Source organism: Acinetobacter sp. SAAs474 (genome assembly GCF_032823475.1).
Classification (GTDB): domain Bacteria; phylum Pseudomonadota; class Gammaproteobacteria; order Pseudomonadales; family Moraxellaceae; genus Acinetobacter.
The window spans coordinates 584,142-596,890 of record NZ_CP127915.1; the positions used below are offsets into that span (position 1 = coordinate 584,142).

The following is a 12,749-nucleotide window of genomic DNA, read 5'->3' on the forward strand; positions in this document are numbered from 1 at the left end:
TTACTTGAAACGAGTATGAACAAATTATTTCAACTCAAATATATTCTGTTAATGATTAACTACTGCCTCGTCAGCACGTAGTAAACTGTGATAAATCACAGAGATTAATAACAATGCATTATACAATGCTTTATCACTAAGCTCTATAATCTAGCTTTCGTTCGATTAAAGTCTAAACACTCAGAGTAACGCTACGCGCAGCATAGCTGCTTGTCTTGCGTTTGGGCGAAATATATTTCGCTATTTCCAAACTCTGGTGGAGACTAGGAGAGTCGAACTCCTGACCTCCTGCGTGCAAAGCAGGCGCTCTACCAACTAAGCTAAGTCCCCAGCTTAAGATCTCAATATATCTTGTTTCTTTTCACTCAGAATCCTTGAACCCATACACTACGCACTCACTTTCGTTCGTTTGTCTTGCACTTCGCCTTAAAGTAGTACTTTAAGTCTTGTTCATGGTGGGTCTGACAAGACTTGAACTTGTGACCCCACGCTTATCAAGCGTGTGCTCTAACCAACTGAGCTACAGACCCTCAGATATATTGCATGAAGAACAACTTGTTGTGGATTCTTACCAATCGTCAATCTTTCGTTAAGGAGGTGATCCAGCCGCAGGTTCCCCTACGGCTACCTTGTTACGACTTCACCCCAGTCATCGGCCACACCGTGGTAAGCGTCCTCCTTGCGGTTAGACTACCTACTTCTGGTGCAACAAACTCCCATGGTGTGACGGGCGGTGTGTACAAGGCCCGGGAACGTATTCACCGCGGCATTCTGATCCGCGATTACTAGCGATTCCGACTTCATGGAGTCGAGTTGCAGACTCCAATCCGGACTACGATCGGCTTTTTGAGATTAGCATCCTCTCGCGAGGTAGCAACCCTTTGTACCGACCATTGTAGCACGTGTGTAGCCCTGGTCGTAAGGGCCATGATGACTTGACGTCGTCCCCGCCTTCCTCCAGTTTGTCACTGGCAGTATCCTTAAAGTTCCCACCCGAAGTGCTGGCAAATAAGGAAAAGGGTTGCGCTCGTTGCGGGACTTAACCCAACATCTCACGACACGAGCTGACGACAGCCATGCAGCACCTGTATGTAAGTTCCCGAAGGCACCAATCCATCTCTGGAAAGTTCTTACTATGTCAAGACCAGGTAAGGTTCTTCGCGTTGCATCGAATTAAACCACATGCTCCACCGCTTGTGCGGGCCCCCGTCAATTCATTTGAGTTTTAGTCTTGCGACCGTACTCCCCAGGCGGTCTACTTATCGCGTTAGCTGCGCCACTAAAGCCTCAAAGGCCCCAACGGCTAGTAGACATCGTTTACGGCATGGACTACCAGGGTATCTAATCCTGTTTGCTCCCCATGCTTTCGTACCTCAGCGTCAGTATTAGGCCAGATGGCTGCCTTCGCCATCGGTATTCCTCCAGATCTCTACGCATTTCACCGCTACACCTGGAATTCTACCATCCTCTCCCATACTCTAGCTTCCCAGTATCGAATGCAATTCCCAAGTTAAGCTCGGGGATTTCACATCCGACTTAAAAAGCCGCCTACGCACGCTTTACGCCCAGTAAATCCGATTAACGCTCGCACCCTCTGTATTACCGCGGCTGCTGGCACAGAGTTAGCCGGTGCTTATTCTGCGAGTAACGTCCAGTACTCTTGGGTATTAACCAAGGTACCCTCCTCCTCGCTTAAAGTGCTTTACAACCAAAAGGCCTTCTTCACACACGCGGCATGGCTGGATCAGGGTTCCCCCCATTGTCCAATATTCCCCACTGCTGCCTCCCGTAGGAGTCTGGGCCGTGTCTCAGTCCCAGTGTGGCGGATCATCCTCTCAGACCCGCTACAGATCGTCGCCTTGGTAGGCTTTTACCCCACCAACTAGCTAATCTGACTTAGGCTCATCTATTAGCGCAAGGTCACAAGTGATCCCCTGCTTTCTCCCGTAGGACGTATGCGGTATTAGCATCCCTTTCGGAATGTTGTCCCCCACTAATAGGCAGATTCCTAAGTATTACTCACCCGTCCGCCGCTAGGTCCAGTAGCAAGCTACCTTTCCCCGCTCGACTTGCATGTGTTAAGCCTGCCGCCAGCGTTCAATCTGAGCCATGATCAAACTCTTCAGTTAAAATCATTTTGTAGCTTTAATCTAAGCTACTAAATCTGGCTCATCAATTTTCTGACAAATTCTCTCAAATAAACTTCGAGTAATTTAAACCAATCAATCAATGATAATATTTCGATCAATCAATCAGTAAAAATCCACACAAGTTGTTCTTCATAATTTCTTAATGATCTTCTTGTTGGTTCGTCACCAGCAAGCTAGGTCGGCTATATTACGCTCTTCGGTAGAAAAGTCAACTGGTTTTGTTAATTTATTTTCTAACAAATCTAAGTTTAACCTTAAACTCAAAACCCTAATCAGAATCTTAACACTTAAGCAACTTATTGATTTATCAGAAGTTTTATTTAACATCACCGCCGATGGATGTGCATTCTACAGTATTTCACATCGAACACAAGCCCTTTTTTGAATTATTTTTTTTGCCTGATGTTTTTTCAAACCAACAATACTTTAAATACATGTTTTATATAAAAAATTATTTTTATATTTATTTTAAATCACTTAAAAATATAGATAACACATTGATTTTTAAATATTAATACTAAAAATATTATATAATTAAAGTAAATGTGTCGTAATAATAAACATATTTTGCTGCTTTACTGATCATAACTAAATATTACTTGGCTTTATATCAATAGCACTCAATAAAAACAGACAGCGCTTTCGCCCTGTCTGCTTCTCTTTCATGGTGATTTAGTTGATTAACTCTTTTTGTTTATCCATAACCAAAAAGATTAATCCATTCTCAGAACAGTTAAAACTTCATTGACATTCTTGCCCAATAATTCCGACCAATATTATTAAATTGTTCATTACTGGCAAAACCAAAACCTGAATTACCTGCTTTGTTTAAATGTTCCGCATAATTTTTATTCAATAGATTATCGATTCCAACAGATAAATCGATACCTTGCTTAATATGGTAGGTACCATTCAGTGCCAATGTCGCAAAACCTGCACTTTTCCCCATATCATAACCAACAATATTACCTTCATTTAGACTAATACGATTTTGACGATCAACCACACGCCATAATAAACCTAAGTTATATTTATCCTGAATATAACGTAAGTTAAAACGTCCTTCTAATGGCGCAATTTGTGGTAGTGGAGTATGGTCTGTGGTATTTTCACCCCAAGCATACATCGCACTTACATCTGCCTGAATATGATCGCTAAATTGATAAGCGACGCCTGCTTCTGCACCCGCAATAGTTGCATCAACATTACGCGAGTCTACCGTATTATTTTTCCCACTATTATTACTCATTGAATGCCCATGCATATTATTCTGAGTATTTGGATAAATCATCAAAATATAATCTTTAACCAGACCTGCATATGCGGATACCCATGAGCTTAATGCACCATGTTGATGTTGATAACCTAAATCAAGTTGTAAAGTTTTTTCAGTTTTTAACTGGCTAAAAGTATTTGCACCGACACCTTGGTAATCTGTTTTAAATAATTCCCAATAATCAGGCATACGTTCAACATAACCCAAACCAATATAAGTTTTTACATCATTGCGCTCTGGATGTGAGTTTTCCAACCGTATAAAAGCACTAGGTAGATTTTCTGTACGCTTAAGACCCGTTTTTAATCCATTTACTTCTACATGGTCCAAACGGATACCTGTTACGACTTTATTTTGATCTGAAAATTGCTGACTAAGCTCTGCAAACGCACCGTAAGATTGATATTTCATATCAGCTGTTAATGGCATATTCATCATTTTAGAACGCATGCCGCCTGCATGCTTATTATGTTGTGAGTCAACACCAGTAATCAGCTCTGTAGCATTCCACGCACTGGTTAACGCTAAACGTGTATTTAATGTACGTCGCGTTACTTGCATTGAAGAAGGATTATCAACCATTTGATGAGTCTGCATATCATGAGTTTTCGGTACAGTACGCAAACTATAGTTATCCATCACATGGTCATTAAAACTATAATTTACTTGTCCTTCTACTTTTTTAATTACTTCACTGATATTTTTCTTTTCAAAACGTAAACCCAAGCTCTTACGTGCAAACTGTGAGCCATCCATTGCTCTACCTGCATAAACTGCTTCACCATCTGCCTTGCCGCCTGTTAACTCCAGCCAAGTATCTTCATCAGGCGTCCAACCCAATGCTAGATCTGCATTCCAGCGTTTCCAGTCGGAAGGCACTGTATTTCCTGCACCATCTTGATAACTATCTGCCACAGATCGGCTGGCATTAAGGCGAATATACTTGGTTTCATCACCGATTGCTGTTTCAAGATTATGATCTAAACGACCAAAAGAACCGAATAAAACACTGGCTTGACCACGGTACATTTTTTCAGAATTCAGTTGTTCTGGCTGACGCTCAAAAAGTACTGTAGCGGCAGAGCCAGTATTGGCATACTGAACAGTTTGCGGACCTTTAATGACCGAAACACGGTCGTAGCTTTCTGGGGAAATATAGGATGTTGGTGCATCCATACGACTTGGGCAAGCACCTAAGTTTTCACTACCATCGGTTAAAATTTTAATCCGCGAACCAAACATCCCACGGAAAGTCACATCACCATTGGTTCCTGCACCACTTTGCACAGCATTAAAACCGACAATACTTTGTAAATAATCAGCACCATCACTGGCTGGAATGGGCTGAGTCGGTTGTTTTGGATCTGCACGTACAATCAAGCCATTGGCATCATTACCATGCTGAGCAGTCACCACAATTGGTGCCAAGGTTTCAACTTCACTACTGTCAATAGTAGGTTTAAGCTGGGTTGGTGTTGCTAAAATTGTCGTTGAATAGACAACACAGATCGCAGCCGCTAAAGGCTGTAATAAAAATTTTGGCTGTAGCATTGTTGTTTCTCATTGAATGTGTAAATAAAACGCAACTAGAGTCAATAGGGACTCGCAATAAAATGTTTTACCTTATACAAACAATGGTGGTGCTCGACCTTGTGGCAGCAGAAACAGCCGCTGTAATACAAACCAGACATAAGCACATGACTTTTGAAAGGCAAGTAAACGAACTTGAATACGATCAAGTACTTCTTTTACAGCTAAATCTGGTGGTAATACCAAATTACCATAGACTGTACAATACTGACACTGATGACCGATATCATGATCGTGTTCAGTATGTGAAGATAGGCTAGATTTAAAGGTGGAATGATCTGATGCAACTGAATGTTGAGCATGTTGCATCGTCGTGGATTGTAAAAGTGCACGCGTAATGGTTTCACATACCGGAGCAACCTGATATTGCTTTGGTAATAATGGCTGTAAAAACACAGCTATTTGAAAAAACACTGCTATACAAGCAAATAGCAGACCAATACGTAATAACAATTACAAACTCTAAAATTATTTTACGGAAGTATAACAAAATTCGATCAATATTGAACTTTGCTATACTATTTTATAGCAATAATTTTAGCGACGTACATCAACTTTTTGACGCTGACGTATAACTTTTTCTACTTTTTCACGTGCACGTTGACGTTTGAGTGGTGATAGATAATCAACAAATAATTTTCCATTTAAATGATCAATTTCATGTTGAATACAAACAGCCAACAGACCATCAGCTTCTAAGCTAAATGATTCACCCTCAAGATTAACTGCTTCAACTTTGACACGTGATGGACGCTCCACCTTGTCATAAATTTGTGGAACCGATAAACAACCTTCCTCATACGGTTGAGTTTCTTCGGTTAATGGCGTAATTTGAGGATTAATAAATACCATGGGTTGATCTTTTTCTTCAGACAAATCCATGACAATCAACTGAATATGTCGATCGACTTGAGTCGCTGCCAGACCAATACCAGGTGCTTTATACATGGTTTCAAACATATCTGCCGCTAACTGACGAATTTCATCAGTAACTTCTTCGACTGGCTGTGCAATGGTACGAAGACGGGGATCTGGAAAACTCAGAATAGGTAATAAGGCCATATTGCTCCTCACTTATGCCATTGATCAAAAAAACCAAAATGAAGGAGTACTTCATCGAAAATTCTGTGTAAGCTAACTATTATAACGCAACTACAGCAATAATTTTACAGATTATCATCATGAAAAATATGTAAGACAATCATCATTTTTTTGATATTTGAAGATTTAAAGCCAATATTTTTGAATTAAATTTGAGTTTAAATAAAATTGACACAACAATATATATAGTAATTTCATTTAATTAAGCTAATTATTTTGGCCCAATAACCATATTGTAATCATGCATTAATAGAGATATTGAAAACACAGTATGAGGCTGATAAAAATAGCGATTCGCTTAACACGCTTGGCGAGGTGATTACAGCAAAATATGAGCACATATTCCAATAGAATCCTGATCTAGCGTATAACTTAACTAATAATTAAAATATAAATCAATATGTTAGAAAAAATATCCACATCACATCTAGAGCACATTATCTTATGGTATGTTATTCAACACTCTGTATCCAGTTTTTATAAACTGAAAGCTTATTTTAAGACACCAAGGCAAGCATTATGTAAAGCAAACCAAACACAATGGCAAAAATTAGGTCTACATAAAAATCATCTACTCAGGTTACAACAGTTAGATTCCCCCTCCACACAACAGTTACTACAAAAAATCATTGAATCTATTCAACAACATTGTGATTTTATTTTAACAGAAGATGATCCCGCCTATCCGACACAGCTATGCCCCTTTGAAGATCGACCACCGATTATTTTTGGACAAGGAAATCAACAAGCACTATTACAACCACAAATCGCTTTGGTGGGTAGCCGTAAAGCGAGTCCATATGGTCGACAAATCAGCTATGACTTTGCGTATTATTTAAGTGAAAAAGGCTTTTATATTACCAGTGGTTTAGCATTAGGTATTGATAGTGCAGCTCATCAAGGTGGTTTACAACATCATAAAACGATTGCCATTATGGGCACAGGAATTGAACAAACCTATCCTCAACAAAATCGTACTTTGCGCGCACAAATTCTGCAACATCATGGCGCAGTCATTACAGAGTTTTTACCTTATAGCAAAGCACTACCAGCACATTTTCCAAGGCGAAATCGTTTAGTCAGTGGTTTAAGTTTAGGCGTTATTGTCACTGAGGCTCACGTAAAAAGTGGTTCATTAATTACAGCAAAATGGGCAGCCGAACAAGGACGCAGTATTTTTGCACTTCCTGGACATATTTATAATGCTTCATCTCATGGCTGCCATCAATTAATTCGTGATGGTGCTATTCTTGTCGATCATCCTGAACAGGTGATTGAAGATCTCGCCTTACCTACACAATGGCATCAGCAAAATCTTATTGCGTCAGATTTAAACCAACATGCTCAAATACCCCAACATTTAATGGCAATTTATAACCAGCTTGATTGGATCGGACAGAGTCTAGATCAATTAACCATACAACTAAATATTGAGATTGCAATGTTAACCGCATATTTAACTGAACTCGAGTTATTAGGATTATCCATGCAACAATCTGGGCTATATTTACGTTGTCGTTCTACTCAATAAGGTTCAAAATAGTATTTTTATTTTATCAAGGTGATCTGGTCATGATTACAACCTCTGTTACAGAAGCTGCAAAATGTCTAAAAGAAGGACAGGTTTTAGCATATCCAACAGAGGCTGTTTGGGGTTTAGGCTGTGATCCTTATCAGCAACAGGCATTTCAGCAGATTTTAAAATTAAAACAACGCCCGATTGAAAAGGGTGTCATTTTACTTGCTGGTCATATCTCACAAGTTGAACATTTACTTCAGCATATTGATCCGGCAATACAACAAAAAATAATTGCTTCATGGAGTAATCGACAACCCACTGAAAGAGCCACAACATGGCTTTTACCTGCTGGTGATGATATTCCTCAATGGATTAAAGGCAATCATGCCAAAGTTGCCGTTCGTGTAACAACACATCCTTTATGTGTGGCACTTTGTAATTCATTTAATGGCTTTATTGTCTCAACCAGTGCCAATATTGCAGGTCTAGAGCCTGCTCGTTCCTTACAAGAAGCCAATGCTTACTTTCAAACCGAATTAAATTACTTAAATGGTGATTTAGGTTTAAGCCATGAACCCAGTAAAATTATTGATGCTGAAACAGGAATCGTTATCCGTGCTTAATGCAAGATAAATCCGTATCTTTGATCTACATGACGCTGTGAAATCAAATGAAAAAAAATCGCTTAAATTGATATAAAGATAATGCTGTAAGCGGATTGAATATATTATGGTGTTCAGTTTTTTATCAATCATCAGTATCAATTCTTATTTGCTGTTTTATAAGATGCAAACTAAGCTTTTCATAAATTTGAACCACTTTATCAAGTCATTTGCTGATAAAAAAAGCAATCATTGTTGAATATTTAGACAAAAAAAAGCCCAACCATATAGGGATGGTTGAGCATAAAAAAGGATGTGAATCACATCCAGAGGGTCTGAAATCTCTGATGAATAACAACATTTTTCATGATAAATGTTGATTTATTCAATGGAGGGCATTATCTAGTATTCTGATTTTGAGTAGAAATACAAAATAACTATTACAAAAAACTTAAAAACTATAATTTAGATGAAATTTTAAACTATTAGTAAAAATATCTTACTCTTTTACTGATATTTTTTTGCAATATCTCATTTAGATAAAAATTATGCATGGTAATATAACTAATACATTTTAGTTTATTATGATCTTTTATCGATCAAAAAAAAATCAAACAAACCATCATATATAAGCTTAATATTTAATCATATTACTCATACTGGCCACTTTATATCGATTAAGCCCATACTTAATTGCAAATCAATCATCCGTTTTAAATATCCGATACTCAATTGGTCCTTATTTTTTTCTGTGCCAATCCTACCCCAGCAATTGCCATCAATGTCCCTACGGTATGATAAATGCTCCATTGTTCACTTAACCATACATAGGCAATAATTGCAGTAAAGATAGGCATTAAATTCATAAAAATACTGGTTCGATTTGGCCCTAATTGCTGAACAGCCAACATCCATAATAAAGGTGCAATCAATGATGGAAAAACACCAGCATAAAGTACACTCCAGACATTATCTGGGCGGATATAATCCAGTCCTTGCCATGCGACCAAGGGAATATGATATAAAACAGCAAAAACTATTTGCACATATAAACTAATGAATAATGGAATTTGTAATTGCCATTTTTTTAAAAATACACCATAAAATGCATAAAAAAAGACTGCAGCAATCATCATCAGATCACCCGTATGCTGTCCTAATTGTAACAACTGCATAAGGCTGCCTTGCGCAATCACTAACAATAGACCGCTAAACGAAATTACACTACCAATGATGGCAAAACGATTCGGCCATTCTTTTAAAATCACAATCGAAATAAAGATAGTAAATATTGGAATAAAGGCATTAATAATACCCATATTGGTCGCAGAGGTATAATGTGCTGCACTATAACTTAGACCTTGATAAAGCAACATACCAAAGGCAGCCAATACTGCCAGTTGCCATAAATGCTGCCAAACCAACATACGATGCCGCCAAACTTTTGGCAATAAAAATGGCGTCAAAATAATACAGGCAATCAACCAACGATAAAAGCTGATACTCAGTGGTGAAATAAACTCTGTCACATAACGTGTCACCACTATATTTAAAGACCAAATTAATACAGCAATTAAAGGGAAAAATATTGCTGCTTGGATATTTTTATAGGGGAATGACATATGAATGAGCTAAATAATAAATTGAATCCTATTGTGAATAATTTTAATAAATATTCAACTTTAATCTAAAGCAATTCAAAATCAAGAGATTGTGTAACACTATTATGCCAAGTATTTGACACAAGATTGATTATATCGTGCTTAAATCAAGCAAATAATCATCATAAAACAGTTCACATCATGTTGTATTCATCAATATTTACATCAGATAAATAGAAAAGATTGCATTAGAGATAATGCTGAAAAAGTACCATCCATACGATATTTTCAAGTGAAAACGATGCGGCTACATAAAATCAATATCAATACAACTTGCTTAGCTTAAAAAATAAAGCTACAACATCTATGCATATATTTAGGATGAATTGATTATGAGCTCAATATACGATATTTCAGTCAAAACCATTGATGGTCAAGAAACCACGCTACAACCTTTTGCAGATAAAGTCTTACTTATTGTTAATGTTGCATCCAAATGTGGATTAACCTCTCAATATGAAGGTTTACAACAACTTTACCACAATAAAAAAGATACTGATTTTGAAATCTTAGCCTTTCCTTGTAATGATTTTTTACAGCAAGAACCGGGTTCAAATGAGGATATTCAAGCTTTTTGTAGTTTAAATTATCAAGTTGATTTTCCATTATTTTCTAAAATCACCATTGTTGGTGAAAATAAACATCCGCTCTATCAATATTTAACGACACAAGTACCTGAGCGTATTGGGGAAGGCCCATGGTGGAATGACTTAGTAAACTATGGTTTAACACCGAATTCTCCGCCAGAAGTTTTATGGAATTTTGAAAAGTTTCTTGTCAATAAAAAAGGACAAGTCATTGCTCGTTTTGCACCTGATATTGGTGCAGATGATCCAAGATTATTAGATTTAATTGATCAAGAGCTTGCTCAATAATTACGATCAATCACATTGACCATAACAAAAGCACCACATCATGGTGACTTTTGTTATCGATCAGCTGATATTAACAGATTTAATTGATGGTTTATTATTAATTGAATTTGTTAATTTTTTGTAATTATAACATTTTTCTCCATGATCCAAATTTATAGTCAAAACTAAATTTAGCTACACGTTGATTATGAATAAACAATTTTTGCAAAATAGCATCATATCGTTATCATTATTTAGTTTTGGACTGCTATTAGCAGCCTGCGACCAAACGCATTTATCATCAGAGAATAATTCAGCTGACAATGATCAACAAACGATATCGACAACACTGGATACTCAACAACAGCGAACAAGCGGTAAGCTATTAGATATAGTACAAGACATTGCTAATTTACAATTAAAAGCAGGCAATTATATTGAACAACTACAACAAACACAGCAGCAACTCAAAGATGCTGTCAACATGCAAGATTCAATAACATTACAGACAACTGCAGAACAGCTACAGACACAACTGCATCAACTTAATCAAACTTTAAATGTATTGGATCTAAAAAGTCAGGAAATTAACGAAATTCGCCAGAAAATGATGATTGCCAATCAGCAAATATTAGCTTCACCTTTTTTAAATGGACAAATTCATCTGACTCAAGTGGATTTTAAAAAACTTGAACAGCAAATAAATAGTGTACAAACAGAAATGCTTAAACTTGCCGCTTTGCTACTAAGTGAACAAACACCTCATACAGATACATCTATAGAAGATGCTTAAGTACATCTATAGAAGGTGCTTAAGGTAAATCATTTTCTCACCAGACCAATTTAATGATTAAATTGGTCTTTATCCAGCAATAGGCTTGAATAAACTTAAAGACTTAAATCAACGACAACTCGGCCATCAATTTTACCTTTTTCCATACGCTCAAAAATATCATTAATATTTTCAAGTGGTTCAACATTAATATGTGCTTTTACTTTACCCTTAGCAGCAATATCAAGTGCCTCTTTAAGATCTAGACGTGTACCCACAATTGAGCCACGTACCGTAATACCTTCTAGAACCATATCAAAAATCGACAAATCAAATTTACCTGGTGGTAAACCATTTAATACCATGGTACCGCCACGACGAATAATGGATACAGCTTGCTCAAAGGCTTTGGGTGAAACAGCAGTCACCAAAACACCATGACAACCTTCACCTGTTGCTGCTAAGACCGCTTGTTTAACATCTGTTTGAGCAGCATTCACCACCACATCGGCACCCAATGTTTTTGCCAGTTCTAGTTTGGAATCATCAATATCAATGGCAACAACATTAAATCCCATGGTTTTTGCATATTGAATCGCTACATGTCCTAAACCACCAATACCAGAAATTGCTACCCAATCGCCAGCCTTGGCATCTGTCATCTTTAAGCCTTTATAGACAGTGACACCAGCACATAAAATTGGCGCTATCTCTAATAAATTAACACCTGATGGAATTACACCAACATAATCACCATCTGCTAAACAATACTCAGCAAAACTACCGTTCACTGAATAACCAGAATTCTGTTGTTGTTTACATAAGGTTTCCCAACCCGCATAACAATGATCACAATGTCCACATGCTGAATAAAGCCAAGGAATACCCACAATATCACCCACTTTTAAATGGGTAACGCCCTCACCAATTTCAACAACTTCTCCTACTCCCTCATGCCCAGGAATAAAAGGTAATGTGGGTTTAACTGGCCAATCACCATGCATTGCATGTAAATCTGTATGACATACTCCTGTGGCAATCATTTTGACCAAAACTTTTCCTGACTGAATTTTGGGAATCTCAACCTGTTTAATTTCTAATGGATGATTAAATTCTGTCACCACTGCGGCTTTCATTAATTGCGCCATATTATTTTCCTTTTAATTTATTTATTCACGTTATATACAATTCAATTCAGTGGACCTGAATGAATCTGTCTTATGC

The 12,749-nt window shown here is 37.4% G+C and carries 9 protein-coding genes, 2 tRNA genes and 1 rRNA gene; 4 read left to right on the top strand and 8 right to left on the bottom strand.

Features of this window, described 5'->3' with window-relative positions:
- Positions 1 to 254 precede the first annotated feature (254 nt).
- From QSG86_RS03710 to def, 6 genes are all read right to left on the bottom strand, one after another.
- A tRNA-Ala gene (locus tag QSG86_RS03710) sits at positions 255 to 330 on the bottom strand.
- A gap of 123 nt (positions 331 to 453) precedes the next feature.
- Positions 454 to 530, bottom strand: a tRNA-Ile gene (locus QSG86_RS03715).
- Positions 531 to 590: 60 nt separating this feature from the next.
- Positions 591 to 2,129 (bottom strand): 16S ribosomal RNA (locus QSG86_RS03720).
- Positions 2,130 to 2,883: 754 nt separating this feature from the next.
- Positions 2,884 to 4,977 carry a TonB-dependent copper receptor gene (locus QSG86_RS03725; RefSeq protein WP_317030262.1) on the bottom strand — a complete coding sequence of 698 codons (2,094 nt, stop codon included), beginning with the start codon at positions 4,975 to 4,977 and terminating at the stop codon, positions 2,884 to 2,886.
- 72 nt (positions 4,978 to 5,049) lie between these two features.
- On the bottom strand, positions 5,050 to 5,469 hold the full coding sequence (locus QSG86_RS03730) for a DUF2946 domain-containing protein (protein WP_317030263.1): 420 nt from the start codon (positions 5,467 to 5,469) through the stop codon (positions 5,050 to 5,052).
- A gap of 84 nt (positions 5,470 to 5,553) precedes the next feature.
- The gene (def, locus tag QSG86_RS03735) at positions 5,554 to 6,078 is read right to left on the bottom strand and encodes a peptide deformylase (protein ID WP_317030264.1); all 525 of its coding nucleotides are present in this window, start codon (positions 6,076 to 6,078) and stop codon (positions 5,554 to 5,556) included.
- A gap of 439 nt (positions 6,079 to 6,517) precedes the next feature.
- Here def and dprA point away from each other — a divergent pair, with 439 nt between their 5' ends.
- Together dprA and QSG86_RS03745 are read left to right on the top strand one after the other, a co-directional pair.
- On the top strand, positions 6,518 to 7,648 hold the full coding sequence (gene dprA, locus QSG86_RS03740; RefSeq protein ID WP_317030265.1) for a DNA-processing protein DprA: 1,131 nt from the start codon (positions 6,518 to 6,520) through the stop codon (positions 7,646 to 7,648).
- A 41-nt stretch (positions 7,649 to 7,689) separates the two neighbouring features.
- Positions 7,690 to 8,259 carry an L-threonylcarbamoyladenylate synthase gene (locus QSG86_RS03745; RefSeq protein WP_317030266.1) on the top strand — a complete coding sequence of 190 codons (570 nt, stop codon included), beginning with the start codon at positions 7,690 to 7,692 and terminating at the stop codon, positions 8,257 to 8,259.
- Between the two features lie 707 nt (positions 8,260 to 8,966).
- Here the strand turns inward: QSG86_RS03745 and QSG86_RS03750 are convergent.
- Positions 8,967 to 9,860 (bottom strand): DMT family transporter, encoded by an 894-nt coding sequence (locus tag QSG86_RS03750; RefSeq protein WP_317030267.1) that lies wholly within the window; start codon positions 9,858 to 9,860, stop codon positions 8,967 to 8,969.
- A gap of 368 nt (positions 9,861 to 10,228) precedes the next feature.
- Here QSG86_RS03750 and QSG86_RS03755 point away from each other — a divergent pair, with 368 nt between their 5' ends.
- Both QSG86_RS03755 and QSG86_RS03760 read left to right on the top strand, forming a co-directional pair.
- Positions 10,229 to 10,774 carry a glutathione peroxidase gene (locus QSG86_RS03755; protein WP_317032662.1) on the top strand — a complete coding sequence of 182 codons (546 nt, stop codon included), beginning with the start codon at positions 10,229 to 10,231 and terminating at the stop codon, positions 10,772 to 10,774.
- A gap of 187 nt (positions 10,775 to 10,961) precedes the next feature.
- Positions 10,962 to 11,546, top strand: a complete 585-nt coding sequence (locus QSG86_RS03760; protein WP_317030268.1) for a hypothetical protein — start codon at positions 10,962 to 10,964, stop codon at positions 11,544 to 11,546.
- A 95-nt stretch (positions 11,547 to 11,641) separates the two neighbouring features.
- Here the strand turns inward: QSG86_RS03760 and adhP are convergent, their stop codons facing one another.
- Positions 11,642 to 12,673, bottom strand: a complete 1,032-nt coding sequence (gene adhP, locus QSG86_RS03765; protein WP_317030269.1) for an alcohol dehydrogenase AdhP — start codon at positions 12,671 to 12,673, stop codon at positions 11,642 to 11,644.
- Positions 12,674 to 12,749: the final 76 nt, after the last annotated feature.

Bases quoted from the DNA above. Each gene is read 5' to 3' on its own strand.
- QSG86_RS03725 (WP_317030262.1), bottom strand. From the start codon at position 4,977: ATGCTACAGCCAAAATTTTTATTACAGCCTTTAGCGGCTGCGATCTGT.
- def (WP_317030264.1), bottom strand. From the start codon at position 6,078: ATGGCCTTATTACCTATTCTGAGTTTTCCAGATCCCCGTCTTCGTACC.
- dprA (WP_317030265.1), top strand. From the start codon at position 6,518: ATGTTAGAAAAAATATCCACATCACATCTAGAGCACATTATCTTATGG.
- QSG86_RS03745 (WP_317030266.1), top strand. From the start codon at position 7,690: ATGATTACAACCTCTGTTACAGAAGCTGCAAAATGTCTAAAAGAAGGA.
- QSG86_RS03750 (WP_317030267.1), bottom strand. From the start codon at position 9,860: ATGTCATTCCCCTATAAAAATATCCAAGCAGCAATATTTTTCCCTTTA.
- QSG86_RS03760 (WP_317030268.1), top strand. From the start codon at position 10,962: ATGAATAAACAATTTTTGCAAAATAGCATCATATCGTTATCATTATTT.
- adhP (WP_317030269.1), bottom strand. From the start codon at position 12,673: ATGGCGCAATTAATGAAAGCCGCAGTGGTGACAGAATTTAATCATCCA.